16 protein-coding genes are annotated in these 16349 nt (G+C 61.9%); 10 read left to right on the forward strand and 6 right to left on the reverse strand.

The genetic code is table 11. The annotated features are described in order from the left end of the window. Positions 1-5: 5 nt before the first annotated feature. Complete coding sequence (locus ACYP2A_RS08650) at positions 6-1721, reverse strand: amidase (protein WP_459744418.1); 1716 nt, start codon at positions 1719-1721, stop codon at positions 6-8. Positions 1722-1913: 192 nt separating this feature from the next. Here ACYP2A_RS08650 and ACYP2A_RS08655 point away from each other — a divergent pair, with 192 nt between their 5' ends. Then, positions 1914-3101 (forward strand): MFS transporter, encoded by a 1188-nt coding sequence (locus tag ACYP2A_RS08655; RefSeq protein ID WP_459744419.1) that lies wholly within the window; start codon positions 1914-1916, stop codon positions 3099-3101. A gap of 4 nt (positions 3102-3105) precedes the next feature. Here the strand turns inward: ACYP2A_RS08655 and ACYP2A_RS08660 are convergent, their stop codons facing one another. Beyond that, positions 3106-3660 carry a DUF6891 domain-containing protein gene (locus tag ACYP2A_RS08660; RefSeq protein ID WP_459744421.1) on the reverse strand — a complete coding sequence of 185 codons (555 nt, stop codon included), beginning with the start codon at positions 3658-3660 and terminating at the stop codon, positions 3106-3108. A gap of 290 nt (positions 3661-3950) precedes the next feature. Between ACYP2A_RS08660 and ACYP2A_RS08665 the strand changes: the two genes are divergently transcribed. From ACYP2A_RS08665 to ACYP2A_RS08690, 6 genes are read left to right on the forward strand one after another with little or no spacing between them, the layout of a single operon-like run. Further along, positions 3951-4802 (forward strand): STAS domain-containing protein, encoded by an 852-nt coding sequence (locus ACYP2A_RS08665; protein WP_459744423.1) that lies wholly within the window; start codon positions 3951-3953, stop codon positions 4800-4802. Between the two features lie 4 nt (positions 4803-4806). Then, on the forward strand, positions 4807-5169 hold the full coding sequence (locus tag ACYP2A_RS08670; RefSeq protein WP_459744425.1) for an STAS domain-containing protein: 363 nt from the start codon (positions 4807-4809) through the stop codon (positions 5167-5169). Beyond that, a complete protein-coding gene (locus tag ACYP2A_RS08675) occupies positions 5166-5570 on the forward strand; it encodes an anti-sigma regulatory factor (RefSeq protein WP_459744427.1) in 405 nt (134 codons plus the stop codon). The genes ACYP2A_RS08670 and ACYP2A_RS08675 overlap by 4 nt, the downstream gene beginning before the upstream one ends. Then, a complete protein-coding gene (locus ACYP2A_RS08680) occupies positions 5567-6577 on the forward strand; it encodes an ATP-binding protein (RefSeq protein WP_459744619.1) in 1011 nt (336 codons plus the stop codon). Before ACYP2A_RS08675 ends, ACYP2A_RS08680 begins: the two co-directional genes overlap by 4 nt. Beyond that, positions 6570-7433, forward strand: coding sequence for a sensor histidine kinase (locus ACYP2A_RS08685; RefSeq protein ID WP_459744428.1), 864 nt, complete (start codon positions 6570-6572; stop codon positions 7431-7433). The genes ACYP2A_RS08680 and ACYP2A_RS08685 overlap by 8 nt, the downstream gene beginning before the upstream one ends. Further along, positions 7423-9366: a response regulator gene (locus ACYP2A_RS08690; protein ID WP_459744429.1), complete on the forward strand. Its 1944-nt coding sequence runs from the start codon at positions 7423-7425 to the stop codon at positions 9364-9366. Before ACYP2A_RS08685 ends, ACYP2A_RS08690 begins: the two co-directional genes overlap by 11 nt. A gap of 3 nt (positions 9367-9369) precedes the next feature. Here the strand turns inward: ACYP2A_RS08690 and ACYP2A_RS08695 are convergent, their stop codons facing one another. The 4 genes from ACYP2A_RS08695 to ACYP2A_RS08710 form a co-directional block, all read right to left on the reverse strand. Continuing rightward, on the reverse strand, positions 9370-9828 hold the full coding sequence (locus tag ACYP2A_RS08695; protein ID WP_459744430.1) for a metallophosphoesterase family protein: 459 nt from the start codon (positions 9826-9828) through the stop codon (positions 9370-9372). A 28-nt stretch (positions 9829-9856) separates the two neighbouring features. Beyond that, positions 9857-10243: a hypothetical protein gene (locus tag ACYP2A_RS08700; RefSeq protein ID WP_459744431.1), complete on the reverse strand. Its 387-nt coding sequence runs from the start codon at positions 10241-10243 to the stop codon at positions 9857-9859. Between the two features lie 30 nt (positions 10244-10273). Beyond that, on the reverse strand, positions 10274-11833 hold the full coding sequence (locus tag ACYP2A_RS08705) for a sensor domain-containing diguanylate cyclase (protein WP_459744433.1): 1560 nt from the start codon (positions 11831-11833) through the stop codon (positions 10274-10276). Between the two features lie 67 nt (positions 11834-11900). After that, positions 11901-12338: a bleomycin resistance protein gene (locus ACYP2A_RS08710; protein ID WP_459744435.1), complete on the reverse strand. Its 438-nt coding sequence runs from the start codon at positions 12336-12338 to the stop codon at positions 11901-11903. A 409-nt stretch (positions 12339-12747) separates the two neighbouring features. Here ACYP2A_RS08710 and ACYP2A_RS08715 point away from each other — a divergent pair, with 409 nt between their 5' ends. From ACYP2A_RS08715 to ACYP2A_RS08725, 3 genes are all read left to right on the forward strand, one after another. Further along, a complete protein-coding gene (locus ACYP2A_RS08715; protein ID WP_459744437.1) occupies positions 12748-14217 on the forward strand; it encodes a benzaldehyde dehydrogenase in 1470 nt (489 codons plus the stop codon). 51 nt (positions 14218-14268) lie between these two features. Further along, positions 14269-15387 (forward strand): NAD(P)-dependent alcohol dehydrogenase, encoded by a 1119-nt coding sequence (locus tag ACYP2A_RS08720; RefSeq protein WP_459744439.1) that lies wholly within the window; start codon positions 14269-14271, stop codon positions 15385-15387. A gap of 71 nt (positions 15388-15458) precedes the next feature. Continuing rightward, the gene (locus tag ACYP2A_RS08725) at positions 15459-16349 is read left to right on the forward strand and encodes a transporter (RefSeq protein WP_459744440.1); all 891 of its coding nucleotides are present in this window, start codon (positions 15459-15461) and stop codon (positions 16347-16349) included.

A 16349-nucleotide genomic window follows, 5' to 3' on the forward strand; every position in this document is an offset into this window, starting at 1 on the left:
CCGCCTTACAGCGGGGTATTGACCAACGGCGGCGTACGTGGCGGCACCAGCCGCTTGCTGCCGGTAGCTTCATAGGCCGACGCCAGGTGCAGCAGCGCATTGTCGTCATAAGCACGCCCGGCGAAGGTCAGGCCGACCGGCATGCCGATATCGGCCATTACCCCCATCGGCACGGTGACGGTGGGCACGCCCAGATGGCGAATGGCAAGGTTGCCGTTGGCGACCCAGATGCCATTGCTCCAGGCAATGTCGTTAGAGGCCGGATTGACGTCGGCATCGGCCGGCGCCACATCGGCCACGGTCGGGAAGATCACCGCGTCCAGCCCTAGCCGGTCCATCCACTCCTCAAGGTCAATGCGCCGGGTCTGCTCCAGGCCGCGCAGGCCGTCGGGCAGCGTCGCGATCTGGTCCCAGGGCGTGATCCCGCGCTTTGCCATGTTCACGTATTCGTCCATACCTGCGGCCAGCTCGTCTTCACGATTGGGCAAGGTGCCGGGGTCGTGAGGAAAAATCTGCGCGCCGTCGACATCTGCAAGACGGTTCAGCGCCGGGTCGCCATTGGCACGCAGAAAGTCGTCGAAGGCCCAGCCCGACAGTTCCCACAATTCGTCGTGCATAAAGGCTTTGGACACCAGCCCACGATTGAACACGGTCGGCGCGCCGGGGCGGTCGCCTTCACAGTTGGAGACCAGCGGAAAGTCGGTTTCCACAACCTCGGCACCGGCTGCCAGCAAAGCCAGACGCGCCTGCTTCCAGAGGGCGATCACCGTCGGGCGGGTGTCGATGCGCTGGCCGGTCGGGCCGCCAATACCCGGCGCCTCGCTGGTGCCCATGTCCGGGTCCTGGTTGATAAACATCTTCGGCACGCCAAAACGCTTGCCGGCCAGCGCCGCAGGGCCGGCAGTCAGTGCAGGATACGAGGCCGGACGCACGCTGGAGGCTTGGGGAATCGGCACCCAGGGTTGCAGGCGCCACAGGTCGCCGCGGCTGTCGGGGTCGTCGGCGACCACCACATCGAGCACTTCCAGCAGGTCGGCCATGGTCCGCGCATACGGCACGACCACGTCCATGGTCGGGGTCAGCGGCCAGTTACCGCGCACCGAAATCACCCCGCGCGAGGGTGTATAGGCACACAAACCATTGTTGGAGGCCGGCCCGCGCCCGCTGGACCAGGTTTCTTCGGCCAGGCCAAAGGCTGCGAAGCTGGCGGCCGTAGCAGTGCCGGCACCGTTGGATGAACCGGACGCAAAAGGGGCAGTCAGGTAATCGGCGTTATAGGGGCTTTCAGCCCGGCCATACACGCCGCGCTGCATGCCGCCGTTGGCCATCGGCGGCATATTGGTCTTGCCCAGGCAAATGGCCCCGCCGGCACGCAGGCGCTCGACGGTAAAGGCATCTTTGTGCGCCACAAGGTGCTTGAACGCGGGGCTACCGGAGGCGGCCGTCAGGCCCTTGACCAGATAACTGTCTTTGGCGGTGTAAGGAATGCCATCCAGCGGTCCGAGGATCTTGCCGCTGGCGCGCCGGGCATCGGAAGCCTCGGCCTCGGCAAGGGCTTCAGGGTTACGCACCACAACGGCGTTAAGCGCCGTACTCGTGCCTGGCGCATCAAAGGCATCGATGCGTGCCTGATAGGCCTTGACCAGCTCGACGGCGGTGGTTCGGCCAGACTCGAGCGCGTCGCGCAACTGGGCAATGGAGACTTCGGTGACTTCTGGCATGAACATATTCACTCGGTTTCGAATACAGGCATTACGGCATAAGCAGGTCATTTCGACAGGGCCTAATCTTGCCGTCAATAAGCGCCACTGCATTGTCTGATTGCAGCAGGGCGCAGACAGCCCTGTAAACCACGTGCTTGAGCCGCTAAGCTGCAGCCCCGCCGACGCCTGTCATGATCGCAAGGACCCCGTTTGAACACCGTTACTGAACCGCAACGCCCCAACCGCACCAAAATCATTCTGCTCGGCCTGTTGCAGATTCTGTCGTGGGGCGGCTCGTTTTATCTGCTCGGCGTACTGGCCGACCCGATCGCGGCCGACACCGGCTGGTCGCATCAATGGGTGTTGGGCGGGGCCTCGCTGGGTTTACTGGTGGCTGCATTGTTATCGCCGTTATGTGGGCGGTTGATTGCGCGTATCGGTGGGCGCAAGGTGCTAGGCGCTCATGGCCTGATTCTCGCCGCAGGCCTGGGACTGCTGGCCATCGCGCCGTCGCTGCCGGTTTTTTTGCTGGCCTGGGTGGTGCTTGGCGCGGCCATGGCGACCGGGCTGTATGACGCGCTGTTCACCTCGCTGGGCGCGATGTATGGCATGAAGGCGCGACCGGTGATTGTCGGCATCACCCTGATTTCAGGCTTTACCACCACATTGATCTGGCCGCTGCTGGCGATCATGGACCATGCCATGGGCTGGCGCATGACCTGTGCGGTGCTGGGAATCATCGTGCTGTTTACCCTGTATCCACTTTATCGTTACGCGCTGGCCGAGCATGTACCGTTGCCAGCCAGCACCAAGGCTGCCACCGGTAGCGGGCAAGCGCTGGCACCGTCGATCTACTGGTGCATGACTTTGCTGTTCGCGATTGCCGCCGCCCTGATGACCTGCCTGTCCATCGTCCTGATCACCGTCTTGCAGGCACGCGGTCACAGCCTGGCCTCGGCGATTGCATTGGGTGCACTGATTGGTCCGGCGCAAGTGCTGTGCCGCATAGGCGATTTGCTGATCAAGCGCCAGGCGCCGATGTTCACCGCACTGTTGTCCAGCGGCATGACCGCGCTGGGCCTGCTGCTGGTCGACTTTGCCCCGGACCTGGTGATCCTGGGTCTGCTGTGCTACGGCGTCGGCAACGGCTTGCGGGCCATCGTCAAAAGCACCTTGCCGATGGTGGTCGTGCAGCCCTCGGACTACGCCGTGGTGTCCGGGCGCATGGCGCGGCCCGCCCTGCTCGCCCAGGCCGCAGCGCCTTTGGCCTGCGGCTATGTGATCGCGACATGGGGCAGCGATGCGGTGATTCATTTACTGACGGCACTGGCGCTGATCGCTTTTGGCTTGTGCCTGTGGCTGGTCTTTCTTATCAGGCAGCGTGATCAGGTCAAATAAACATCTAGCTGCGGCGCAACCACTGAAAGCCTGGAATTTCGATGCGCTGCTGGACAGTACCGTCCCAGGCCACATCGAAACCTGCGGTTTTCAGTGCGTCACAAATCTTCTGTGCGACGCGCAGGCTGTGCGCGGGATCATCGGCCATGGCACCAAAGGCAATCATCAGGCCGCCCTCTTCGATGGCGCGCTCCACATCCTGGCCGTGATAAAAGCAGAAGCCGTGGTAAAGCCCTTCGGGCATGTCATGCGTGGCCTCGGCCACTTCGGAAAAACCGTCGGACATGGTGTAGCCGGCATTGCCCAGCGCGCAGATGCCTGCCTGATGCAACCGCTCGAAGACCTTGTCGAGCCGGTCACACGACGTTACCGTCGGCCACGCTTGCTGGGCCTCGCGCTTGTTTTGCAATTGCGGCTCGATCAGGCGCTTGAGCATCGCGCCGTTGCAGTCGTCCTCAAGAATGTCATCGACCATCTCGGTCATTTCTTCAACGGTATAGAAGCCGGACCACACCCATAACCGGATGCTGTTCGCCACATAGCGCTCGTCTTCATTCATGGAATGTTACCTGTGATTGAGTTGCAGGTGGGTACAACATACCGACCGGCACCGGTCAAGGCGGTTCCACAGCCCGTAACTCAATGATTTCAATACACGCAGGGGCCAACAGGTCTATTCTCTGCCGCCAAGGATTGAATTATTCTGCGCGGCATTGATACCGGTCAGCCTGTCGGAAAATTTTTCATACAGATTGCACTGTTGTCTCAACTATTTTAAGCCGTCAAGGTCAGTGTCGTACGCCGAAACTCGTGGGGGAATCGGTGTTTATTATTCGGGGAGCGAGTCACATGGCAGTACTGCAGATCGGCACAATCGAAGCGATCAAGAATAAACAGCCGCACCTGCTCGAAGAGTGGCTCAAGGGCCTGCAAGCCAAGGGCGCCACCCGCAATCTCAAAGAGCAAGACCTGCATCAGCAAACCACCGAGTTCCTGCAGCTGGTTATCACAGGACTCGAAAACGGCAACGGTACCGTCATCGCCGCTGCCGGCTGGGCCGAAACCCGCCAGTTTCTGGAAAAGCTGTCGGCCAGCCGTGCCCTGCTCGGCCAGGACTCGCAGCAGACTGCCAATTTCATCTTTGCGTTGAAGGGCCCGTTGTTCAGCCTGCTGCAAAGCCACTACCGCGACGACCCGGCACAACTGGCCGAGCAACTGCTGGAAATCTCCGAACTGTTCGATGCCTTGGGCCTGCATACCATCGCCACCTTCCAGAAGTCCCGTGAGGCGGTGATCAAGCGCCAGCAGGAAGAGCTGCTGGAACTGTCGACCCCGGTGGTCAAGCTGTGGGACGGCGTGCTGGCCCTGCCGATGATCGGCACCCTGGACTCGCAACGCACCCAGATGGTCATGGAGTCTTTGCTGCAACGCATCGTCGACACCGGCTCGGAAATCGCCATTATCGACATCACCGGCGTGCCGACCGTCGATACCCTGGTGGCCCAGCACCTGCTCAAGACCGTCACCGCCATCCGCCTGATGGGCGCTGACTGCATCATCAGCGGCGTACGGCCGCAAATTGCCCAGACCATCGTGCACCTGGGGCTTGACCTGCAAGGCGTGGTCACCAAGGCCAACCTGTCGGATGCCTTGAAACTGGCGCTGACCCGCCTGGGCATCAACCTTGCCAAAGCGGTCTGAAATCATGGACAGAATTCCGATTCTGCGCATGGGCGAGTTTCTGCTGGTGACCATTCAGGTCGACATGCATGACCAGCTTGCCCTGACCCTGCAAGACGACCTGGCCGAGCTGATCAGCAAGACCTCGGCACGCGGCGTGCTGATCGACATCTCGGCGCTGGACATGGTCGACTCCTTTATCGGTCGCATGATCGGCACCATTGCCGGCCTGTCGCGGATCATGGACGCCGAGACCATGCTGGTGGGCATGCAGCCGGCGGTGGCGATCACCCTGGTCGAGCTGGGCATGGACCTGCCCGGCGTCAGCACCGCGCTGAACGTCGAACGTGGCATGCAACGGCTACGCGAGCGAGTGAGCCTGCGATGATCGAGCGCAGCAGCGGCACCCAGCCGATCACCATCGAGCAGGACGTGGTACTGGCTCGCCAGACCGCACGCAAGCTGGCCACCGAGTGCGGCATGCGCCTGGTCGACCTGACCAAGATGGTCACGGCGGTCAGTGAACTGGCGCGCAATACCGTGGTTTATGGCGGCGGTGGCGACATGGACTGGCAGATTCTCGACGACAGCACCCGGGTCGGCCTGCGCCTGACCTTTCGTGACGAAGGCCCGGGCATTCCCGACCTCAAGCTGGCACTCACCGACGGCTGGACTTCGGGCGGTGGCCTGGGCCTGGGACTGACCGGCGCGCGGCGGCTGGTGGATGAATTCGAACTGGACACCGCGCCAGGTCAAGGCACCCGGATAACGATTACCCGATGGACATGACGATAAGCGGCACCCTGACCTGGGTTCTGTCGATCGAGGACAGCAGCCAGGTCGGGCATGCCCGCCGCTCTGCGCAAAAGCTCGCCGAAGAACATGGCTTCGACGAAACCGACGCCGGCCGTGTGGCGCTGGTCGCCACCGAACTGACCAGCAACCTGCTCAAACATGCCGCGCATGGCGAACTGCACCTGCGCGCGTTGCCGCGCCCGGACGGTTTCGGCATCGAGTTGCTGGCGGTGGATCGCGGCCAGGGCTTTGACCTCGATGCCTGCCTGGCCGATGGTTTTTCCACCGGCGGTACTCAAGGCATTGGCCTGGGCGCTATTTCGCGTCTGGCCGAAGTCTTCGATGTCTATAGCGACCAGCGTGGCACGGTGTTGCTCGCCCGCCTGTACCGACGTGGCGACAAGGCCCCGGATCTTTCATTCGGGGTCAGCCAGCACTCCCTGCATAACGATCCTGCGTGCGGCGATGTCTGGCACCTGAGCGTCAAAGGCACCCGCTTCAGTGCGCTGGTCATCGACGGCCTTGGCCACGGCCCGGAGGCCGAACTGGCCGCCCGCGCCGGTGAGAAAGCCTTCGGCGATGCGCCGTTCAGCGCGCCCACACAGCTGATGAACGAGCTGAACCAGGCCATGGGCGGCACCCGGGGCGGCGCCGTCGCCATTGCGCAATACCAGGCAGCGAACGGACTGCTGAGCTTTACCGGTATCGGCAATATCAGCGCCAGCCTGGTCAATGCCGCGCGTTCCAGAGGCCTGGCTTCACACCCTGGCATCGTCGGCACCCAGTATCGCAAGGCCCAATCGTTCGATTATCCCCAGGTCAACGGACACCTTTTAATCATGTACAGTGACGGCTTGCAGTCACGCTGGAACCTTCAAGACTACCCCGGCCTGGTACATCGCCACCCCGCAGTGATCGCCACCGTCCTGCACCGTGACTTCTGTCGCGGTCGTGACGATGTCACGGTCATCGTGCTGACACTGGAGGCTGAACATGGCTGACACCGGCAACGACCCGGCAGCGCAAATCAAACGCCTGCAAGATGAAAACGACGCCTTGCGCGCCGAACTGGATGAAACCAACCAAGGCGTGCTGGCCCTGTATTCGGAGCTCGACACCCAGGCCGAACAGCTACGCCAGGCCTCGGACCTGAAAAGCCGGTTTCTGTCGTACATGAGCCACGAGTTTCGCACCCCGCTGGGTTCGATCCTGAGCATTACCAGCCTGTTGACCGATGAACTCGACGGGCCGCTGAGCATCGAGCAACACAAGCAGGTGGCGTTTGTCAGTAGCGCAACGCGCGAACTGAGCGACATGGTCGATGACCTGCTCGACCTCGCCAAGATCGAAGCCGGGCGCATCAATATCTCACCGGCCTGGTTCGACATGCTCGACCTGTTCGCCGCCCTGCGCGGCATGTTCCGGCCTATCGTCGACACCGGCAACGTCGACCTGATCTTCGAAGAGCCGCAAGGCTTGCCGCAGTTGTTCACCGACGACAAGAAGCTGGCGCAGATTCTGCGCAACTTCATTGCCAATTCGTTGAAATTCACCAGCCACGGTGAAGTGCGTGTCTCGGCGCAACTTGAAGGCAACGATCAGATCCGTTTTGCAGTCAGCGACACCGGCATTGGCATCGCCCCCGAACTGCACGACAAACTGTTCGAAGACTTTTCCCAGGTCGACTCGCCACTGCAAAAACGCTTGCGCGGCACAGGCTTGGGCCTGTCGCTGTGCAAACGCTTCGCGGCACTGCTCGGTGGCCGGGTGGGCGTCGAAAGTATGCCGGGGGTGGGCTCCAGCTTCTTTGTCGTCATTCCGCTGGCGATTGCCGAGGACACCGCTGATGAAGCGTGAAATCCGCCTGCTGATCGTCGATGACAACACCGCCACCCGCTATGCCCTGCGCCGACGCCTTGAAAAACATGGCTATACAGTGCAGGAAGCAGGCACTGGCGGTGAAGGTCTGAGCCTGCTTGATGCCGAGCAACCCGATGCACTGATCCTCGACGTCAACCTGCCGGACATGAGCGGTTTCGACATCGTGCGCCGCCTGCGCGCCGATCCGTTTACCGCTTTGCTGCCCGTTATTCACGTGTCGGCCGCCTCGATCCAGACCGGTGACATCATTACCGGCCTGAACGCCGGCGCCGACGCCTATCTGATTCACCCGGTCGACCCGGACGTCCTGTTAGCCACCCTGCGCACCTTGCTGCGGGTGCGCGATACCGAAAACGCCCTGCGCGAGAGCGAGGCGCGGTTTCGCGAAATCTTCGTCAACGTTTCGGCGCCCATTGCCGTGCTGGATGCACAACTGAAGGTGCACGAATGCAACCGCGCCTTCAGCCAGCTGATTCAGGACAATCGCAATCCCCAGGGCCTGGACGAATGCTTTGCCGGCGAACAGACCGCGCTGATCGATGAGCTGCGCCGCAGGCTGGCCGACGGTGAGCGCTGGCAGGGTTCGCTGACGATGTGCGTAAAGGGCCAGTTGCGCGAAACCGAATGGCAGCTCTCGCCCTACCGTACGCCGGGCTTGAGCCTGGTGTTTGTCGAAGACGTCACCGAGCACCGCCACCGCGAGCGCTCGCACCTGGCGCAACTGGACACCGCCAACACCCAACTGGCCATCGAAGTCGCCGAACGGGCACGCACCGAGGCACAGTTGCTGCAAGTACAGAAGATGGACGCCCTGGGCAACCTCACCGGCGGTATTGCCCACGACTTCAACAACCTGCTGACCGGCATTATCACCAGCCTGGAACTGATCCAGAAGCGCATTGGCGATTCACGCCTAGACAAGCTGCAGCTCTACACCGAGGCCGCCCTCAGCTCGGCGATGAGCGCCGCCTCACTGACCCACCGGCTGCTGGCCTTCGCCCGCAAGCAACCACTCGATACCCGGCCGGTCAACGTCAACGAACGCGTGCGCTCGCTGGAAGAACTGCTGCAACGTACGATCGGCGAACGCATCGCCCTGCAATTCGAGCTGACCACCCATGCAGCCATCGCGCTGGTCGACCCAAGCCAGCTCGAAAGCGCCGTGCTCAATCTGGTGATCAATGCCCGCGACGCCTTGCCGTTGGGCGGACATATCTGGATCGCGACCTACATGGCCCACTCCAGCGGCGACCCGAACCTGGCCGACGGCGCCTACGTGGCGCTGAGTGTGCGCGACGACGGCACCGGCATCGACCACACGCTGATCGACAAGGTGTTCGACCCGTTCTTCACCACCAAACCGCTGGGCCAGGGCACCGGGCTCGGGCTGTCGAGCATCTACGGCTTCGCCCGCCAGTCAGCCGGCAATGCGAGCATTCGCAGCGTCGCAGGCCGGGGTACCGAGGTGACCATCATGCTGCCCGCCAGCCTGGAGCCCGAAATCGCCGAGCGCCCCGCGCAAAACCCGCCGCCGCAAGGTGCCGGCGAGCATGTGCTGATCGTCGATGACATTGCCTCGGTGCGCATGTTCGTCGCCGAAGTACTGATCGACGCCGGTTATCGCTGCACTGCCTGCGAGGATGTCGACGCCGCCTTGCGGCACCTGCAGAACGACCCCTCGATCAACCTGCTGCTCACCGACGTCGGCCTGCCACGCATGAGCGGCCGCGAGCTGGCCGAACGTGCACGCCATCAACGGCCCGACCTGCCGATCCTGTTCATGACCGGCTACGCAGCAGGGGCCATGAACCGACAGATGTTTCTCGGCGACAGCATGGACATGCTGATCAAGCCGTTCCAGATCAACGAACTGCTCGACAAGGTCGGCAGGACGCTGGCGGGAGGTTGACAATCATTCCAGTAATGCCACCAGATGCGCTTCAAGCCCTGAAGCCTGTACCTCGACGATTGCCACCGTCACCGGCAACTTGAAGCGCCTTGGCCCTGCACTGCCGGGGTTGAGATAGAGCCGCTCGCCACGCCACTCGATCAGCGGCTTGTGCGAGTGCCCGGTGATCACCAGCCTGATCGCCGGATCGAGGTCAGACGGGACATCAGCGATGTCATGTACCAGCAGGATTTTGCAGCCACCCAATTCGAACTCCAGCCGATCCGGCAATTCATTTGCCCAGATGGCTTTCAGGTCGTTATTGCCGCGCACAACATGCACTGGCGCAATATGCGCCAGTTGCTCAAGAATGTCGGACTTGCCGATATCGCCGGCATGGATAATCTGCTCGCACCCTTGTAACGCCGTCAGCGCTTCAGGTCGCAGCAGGCCATGGGTATCGGATATCACACCAGCTTTCATGCAGACTCCTGTCAGTCAACGGCGCACATTATTCTGGCTGGGCAAAACCGCACCTGAATAACATTTCCACATGGTCGGGCCAGCCAAAACCGATGTCGTTAAGCTTGCGCACGGCGGTTCTCAGAAAGCGCGGGCCGTCCACGTCAGTACCGCAGAACCACACCACTTGTACGGTCTTGTTGACTTCGCCGCTCTGATCGAAGCCGACGCTGTAATTGACATCGACGTTCTCGCCGAATTCGGCGCGCAGCGAACTGATCAGTTGCTCACGCTGCTCAGGCGTGGGGATAAAAGCCTGGGACTGTTGGTAGCCACGATACAACTTGCCGGGGACTGACCAGTCGAAAATCACGACGAAGGCAAAGGCCGAAACCAGCACCAGAAGAAGCAACAGCATGCGCGTTCTGCGGGTCATAAGGAGATGTCCATATCAAGTTTCGTGATCTTACGACTGCTTATGCAGCAGGTCGACGCTCAACCGCTGACACACCCGATTGCGCCCTTGCCGCTTGGCCTCATACAAAAAACTGTCAGCCCTGGCCAGCAGGTCAGCAGGTGTTTCAGCAGCCGTCGAACGGGTGCTGACCACTCCGGCACTGATGGTCACGGTGCCAAACGGGCTAGCGGCATGCTCCAGGCGGTCGGCGGCAATCGCCGCGCGGATGCGCTCGGCCACGCCTGTGGCAACGTCGAGATCGGTGTCGGGCAGCAGAACCACGAACTCTTCCCCGCCATAACGGGCGGCCAGATAGCTCTGATGCTGAACACCGGGCAGCGTGAGTTGGTCGCGAATCAGAGCAGCCACGCGCTTCAGGCATTCGTCGCCCTGCAAGTGGCCATAACGGTCGTTGTACTGCTTGAACCAGTCGATATCCAGCAGAATGATCCCCAGTGACATACTCCTGAGCTGGCTGCGCGCCCAAGCCTGGGCCAGCGCTGTGTCGAAGCGGCGCCGGTTGGCGATGCCGGTCAAGCCGTCGGTGTGGGCGATCTGCTCCAGTTCATGGTGCGCTGCGCTGAGTTTGCCCTGCGCGGTCAGCAACTGCTGAATCTGCCGCCAGATCAGATACCCCAGGATCAACAGCGCAGCGATCATCAACCCGGTGATCATGAACGAGCGCACCACATATCCCCACCATGGCGCATAGACCGACGTCGACGACAGCCCGGCAGCGATCACCAGCGGCAGCCCATGTACGCTGCGGTAGGCATAGAGCCTTTCAATATGATCGATCACCGAGGTGACAAACACGATGCCATTGGGTCGCGCAGGCAAGTACTTGCTGAAGATCTCGCCTTTGGAAATGTTGGTGGTCATCAGCCCGTCGATGGTGGGCCGGCGCGCCAACAACTCACCGTTGTAGCGGGCAATGAAGATCACCCCTTGAGTGTCGACGTTCAGGCGTTCGAAAAAAGTCTGGAAATAAGCCACCGGCACCGTGGCCAGAACCACTCCGGCAAAACGCCCATCCGCTGTTTCAAGCCGGCGACTGATCGGAATGATCGGCTCGCCGGTGGTGCGGCTCACTACAATCGAGCCGACATTGACCAGCGCCGAAGGGTTATCGCGGTGATAGATAAAGTAATCGCGATCGCTGTTGTTTTTGTTGCTCGGCTCGGTGCTGAACGAGTTGGCGACCCAGTTGCCGTCAGCGTCGTAGATAAACAACCCTTGCAGGCCTTCGACATCCGCCACATTGCGCGCCATGAGCCGGGACAGGCGCAGACGCTGCTGCGGCCCGACACCATCGACCTCAATGCGCTCGGCAAGATTCTTGAGGGTGTTATCGGCCTGGCGCACGGTGTCGATGGCATGCTGTTCAACAGCACGGGCGATGTTGAACACCGCCGTTTCAGCACTGGCCAGACGCTCGTTGGCCGATTGCCTGATCTGCCAGGCAGTGGCCAGAATCAGCGAGATACACACCAGACAGATAAAGAACACCAGCCAGACCGACAGGGTCTTGTGTGACAGTCGCTCCGGTTCGGCTGAAATACTCGTCATGAGACCTCGTTATTATTCTGACGCACGGCTTGCCCACATGCAGATTTCATACCTTTGAACCACTTGCTCAGCTTATTGCCAACGGCCCGGCCGGACGAACACCCAGGTTCTGGTAAAAGCGCAGCAGATAACCATCCGGGTCTGCGACGACAAACTGCCGGTTACCGCTTTCCTCTGCACCGACACGGTACCAACGCTCTTCAACCGGCAAGAACAGCGCAATGCCCTCACGCGCCAGCGCTTCAAGCAGCGGCGCCACGGCCGTGACGCGAATCTGCACATTGAGCCCCTTGCCAAACGGGTAGCTGTCCGGGCAGTACCCGTCATCAAACGTACGTCCGGCGCCGATCTGATCGATCATCAACTCCGCCTCGCCGATCTTCAGATAACAGAAGCCCTCTTCGGGACGCTCGTACACACAGGTAAAACCGAGGATGTCGCAATAAAACCGCCTGGAAGCACGCCAGTCGGATACGGAAAATTCGGGAACCAGAGCATTGCTCATGACAGGGCTTCTCTTCGGACATTAGCGATGGCCTGAATCATACGATTGTAGGAGGGAGCGGGCGGCGATCCGTCTCTGCTGGCGATTGAGCGCGAAGCGCTCACAGAAATCTATGAAACGCTGAACATTTACGACTGCTAACGCAGCCGACCGCGGTGGTCCGGCATTCCGGCAGAGCCCCCTCCTACAATCGCATGTTTGCTGCGCGACAGCGCGGCGCCGTGGCGGCGGGTGATCTCCTACTGTGCAGTTCCTGAACACTGCACTGTCCAGTTGTTCACCCCCTGAACACTCAACCAGCCTCAACTCCAATAAATCCGGGTTGGCACAGCTCATGCTGAGCATCCTTCAATCCGCAACGCCAAGCCGCCTGGTGCGGCCCCCATAACAAGCACAACGAGGATGCCCCATGTCTGAGACTTCAAGCCTGCTGCCCAATCAACTGTGGAACGAGCGCCTGTTCAACGGCGCGTGGGTCGCAGGACCGCTGGCCCCAGGCGAGGTGATCGAACCAGCCAGTGGCGCCACGCTGGGCCGCATTGGCCTGGCCGATGCCGACACCGTGGCCCACTCGGCGCAGGTGGCACGCGACGCACAGGAAAACTGGTTCGCCCTGCCCTATGACGATCGTGCCCGCGTGCTGCGTAAAGCGGCGCAACTGGCCGAGCAGCATTTCGATGAGATCGTCGAGTGGCTGGTACGTGAAAGCGGCTCGACCCGGCCCAAGGCGGCCTTTGAAACCAGCCTGACCATCAAGGCCTTTTATGAAAGCGCAGGCCTGCCTTCGCGCAGCCAGGGCGAGGTGCTACCGACTTCACCGGGCCGCCTGAGTCTGGCGCGCCGTCGCCCGCTGGGTGTTATCGGGATCATTTCGCCGTTCAATTTTCCGTTGTACCTGGCCGCGCGCGCTGTGGCACCGGCACTGGCGGTGGGCAACAGCGTGATCCTCAAGCCCGACCCACGCACGGCAGTGTGCGGCGGCCTGGTGCTGGCGCGGCTGTTTGAACTGGCCGGTCTGCCAGCCGGCGCGCTGCACGTGCTGCCGGGCGCGGCCGAAGCGGGTGCGGCGCTGGTCGCCGAGCCGAATGTAGCGATGATCCAGTTCACCGGCTCTACCGGTGCCGGACGCAAGGTCGGCGAAGCGGCAGGCAAACACCTGAAAAAAGTCTCGCTGGAACTGGGCGGCAAGAACTCGCTGATCGTGCTCGACGATGCCGACCTGGACACTGCGCTCGCTAACGCCACCTGGGGCGTGTACCTGCACCAGGGGCAGATCTGCATGTCGACCGGCCGTTTGCTGGTCCAACGCGGCATCTACGACACCTTTGTCGAGCGCCTGACCGCCAAGGCGCGCAGCCTGACCGTGGGTGATCCTGCACAAGGCGAAGTGCACCTGGGCCCGCTGATCAATGCCCAGCAACGCGACCATGCCTACAAGGTCGTGCAGGCCGCGCAACAGGCCGGTGCGCGCATCGAAGCCGGCGGCGAGTACGACGGGCTGTTTTTCCAGGCCACCGTGCTCAGCGGTGTGCAGCAGGACAACCCGGCCTTTCATGAAGAGATCTTCGGCCCGGTCGCCGTCGTCGTGCCGTTCGACACCGACGAGGACGCCATTCGCCTGGCCAACGATACCGAGTACGGCCTGTCGGCAGCGGTCATTTCCCGTGATGTGGGGCGCGCATTGAAGCTGGGCGAGCGCCTGCGCACCGGTCTGCTGCACATCAATGACCAGACCGTGAACGACGAAGTGATCAACCCGTTCGGCGGCGTCGGCGCCTCCGGCAACGGCACCAGCATTGGCGGCCCGGCCAACTGGGAAGAGTTCACCCAATGGCAGTGGCTGACCCTCAAGGGCGACGCACCGCTGTACCCGCTTTAAAGCACCGTTTAAACATTCACCACCTGCGTTAACCAAAAGAGAAAAATAATAATGAGCACAACCTTTCGAGCCATCAAAGCTGCTGTTACCCGTACCAAAGGCGCGCCGTTCGTGATCGAAGCGGCACGCATCCGCGAGCCCAAGGACGACGAAGTGCTGGTGCGCATCGTCGCCACCGGCATGTGTCACACCGACATGATCGTGCGCGACCAGTACTACCCGGTGCCGCTGCCGGCGGTGCTGGGCCATGAAGGGTCCGGCGTGGTCGAAGCCATCGGGCCGCAGGTGCGCGGCCTGGCGGTGGGCGATCATGTGGTGCTGACCTACGGCTATTGCGGGCACTGCAAACCGTGTGGCGGCGGTCATGCTGCTTACTGCCAAGAGTTTTTCGGACGCAACTTCAGCGGCGCCGACCCGCACGGCCACAATGCGTTGCAAGACGAACGCGGCGAGGCGCTGCATGACCACTTCTTCGCCCAGTCTTCGTTTGCCACCTATGCCATCAGCCGCGAGAACAACGCGGTCAAGGTGCCCAAGGAGGCGCCGCTGGCGCTGCTCGGCCCGTTGGGTTGCGGCATCCAGACCGGCGCCGGTGCGGTGATCAACTCGCTGAAAGTCACCCCCGGCAGCAGCTTTGTCGCCTTTGGCGCCGGTGCCGTGGGGCTGTCGGCGGTATTGGCGGCCAGAGTTGCAGGCGCCTCGGTGATCATTGCCGTGGACGTGGTGCCGTCACGCCTGGAACTGGCGCTGGAGCTGGGCGCGACGCACGTGGTGAACAGCAAGGACAGCGACGCGGTGGCGGTGATTCGTGAAATCACCGGCGGGGCGAATTTTGCCCTGGAATCCACCGGTCGCCCGCAAGTGCTGCGCCAGGCCGTGGATTCATTGGGCAGCCTCGGTTGCGTGGGCGTGGTCGGCGCGCCGCCGCTGGGCACCACCGCCGAGTTCGACGTCAACGACCTGCTGCTCGGGGGCAAGAGCATTCGTGGCATCGTCGAAGGCGACAGCGTGCCGCAACAGTTCATCCCGCAACTGGTCGAGCTGCACCTGCAAGGGCGCTTCGCGTTCGACAAACTGGTGAAGTTCTACCCCTTCGAGCAAATCAACCAGGCCGCTGAAGACAGCGAAAAAGGCATCACCCTCAAGCCCGTGCTGATGATCGGTAGCTGACGCAGCACCGCCGTCACGGCTGCGGCCGTGGCGGCACCCCCTTCCAATTAAAAAAATAACAGGAACCCATCATGCACGTTCGAGCCATCCAGTCTTCTGTTCTGGCGGCCAGCCTGTTGCTGTCTGCCAGAGCCTTTGCCGTCGACGTCAACGCCGGCGACTACACCGCCCTGCCCCCCGGCACCAGCGTGGCCGCCTGGTATCAGCAATACAGCCGCGCCAGCAGCTTCAACCCCGACGGCGGCGGCACGGTGTCGGATAACACCCGCCTGAAAAGCAATATCAGCATCCTGCGCCTGATCCACTTCACGGAAATCGCCGGCATCACCGTCGACCCCCAAGTCTTGCTGCCGTTCGGCCATGTCTATAACGCGAGAATCGCGGGCCAGTCGCTGGGCAGCGCCAGCGGCATGGCCGACCCGATCTTTGGCGCGACCTTCTGGCTGGTCAACCAGCCCGGCGCCGGCAGCAGCGGGCGCTATTTCGGCGTGACCCCGTTGCTGTATGTGCCGTGGGGCAGTTACCACAAGGGCGACTCGCTGAACCTGGGCGAGAATCGCTACAAGTTCGACCTGCAACTGGGCTGGGTCGAGCCGCTGTGGGGCAAGACCTCGCTGGAGCTGTACGGCGACGCGGTGCTGTACGGTGATAACGATGACGCCGGGGCCGGCAACCAGAAGCTTGAGCAAGACCCCACTTATCAGGTGCAGGCCAACCTGCGCTACGACTTCAACCCGAGTCAGCGCATTGCGCTGGGCTATTCGGCCAGCACCGGCGGCAAGCAGTTTATCGACGGTGACTACATTGGCCAGAAGACCGAGGTGCAGCAGGTGCGTTTCGAGTTCCAGCAAATGGTCGCCCGCAATGTGCAGCTCAGTGCGCAACTGACTCACGATGTGCAGGCCGAAGGCGGCTTTCGTGAGGATGTGGGGATAAACCTGAGGGCGTTGCTACTGTTCTGA

It is taken from the genome of Pseudomonas sp. 3A(2025), assembly GCF_054589175.1.

Bases quoted from the DNA above. Each gene is read 5' to 3' on its own strand.
- ACYP2A_RS08650 (WP_459744418.1), bottom strand. From the start codon at position 1,721: ATGCCAGAAGTCACCGAAGTCTCCATTGCCCAGTTGCGCGACGCGCTC.
- ACYP2A_RS08660 (WP_459744421.1), bottom strand. From the start codon at position 3,660: ATGAATGAAGACGAGCGCTATGTGGCGAACAGCATCCGGTTATGGGTG.
- ACYP2A_RS08665 (WP_459744423.1), top strand. From the start codon at position 3,951: ATGGCAGTACTGCAGATCGGCACAATCGAAGCGATCAAGAATAAACAG.
- ACYP2A_RS08670 (WP_459744425.1), top strand. From the start codon at position 4,807: ATGGACAGAATTCCGATTCTGCGCATGGGCGAGTTTCTGCTGGTGACC.
- ACYP2A_RS08675 (WP_459744427.1), top strand. From the start codon at position 5,166: ATGATCGAGCGCAGCAGCGGCACCCAGCCGATCACCATCGAGCAGGAC.
- ACYP2A_RS08680 (WP_459744619.1), top strand. From the start codon at position 5,567: ATGACGATAAGCGGCACCCTGACCTGGGTTCTGTCGATCGAGGACAGC.
- ACYP2A_RS08685 (WP_459744428.1), top strand. From the start codon at position 6,570: ATGGCTGACACCGGCAACGACCCGGCAGCGCAAATCAAACGCCTGCAA.
- ACYP2A_RS08690 (WP_459744429.1), top strand. From the start codon at position 7,423: ATGAAGCGTGAAATCCGCCTGCTGATCGTCGATGACAACACCGCCACC.
- ACYP2A_RS08695 (WP_459744430.1), bottom strand. From the start codon at position 9,828: ATGAAAGCTGGTGTGATATCCGATACCCATGGCCTGCTGCGACCTGAA.
- ACYP2A_RS08700 (WP_459744431.1), bottom strand. From the start codon at position 10,243: ATGACCCGCAGAACGCGCATGCTGTTGCTTCTTCTGGTGCTGGTTTCG.
- ACYP2A_RS08705 (WP_459744433.1), bottom strand. From the start codon at position 11,833: ATGACGAGTATTTCAGCCGAACCGGAGCGACTGTCACACAAGACCCTG.
- ACYP2A_RS08710 (WP_459744435.1), bottom strand. From the start codon at position 12,338: ATGAGCAATGCTCTGGTTCCCGAATTTTCCGTATCCGACTGGCGTGCT.
- ACYP2A_RS08715 (WP_459744437.1), top strand. From the start codon at position 12,748: ATGTCTGAGACTTCAAGCCTGCTGCCCAATCAACTGTGGAACGAGCGC.
- ACYP2A_RS08720 (WP_459744439.1), top strand. From the start codon at position 14,269: ATGAGCACAACCTTTCGAGCCATCAAAGCTGCTGTTACCCGTACCAAA.
- ACYP2A_RS08725 (WP_459744440.1), top strand. From the start codon at position 15,459: ATGCACGTTCGAGCCATCCAGTCTTCTGTTCTGGCGGCCAGCCTGTTG.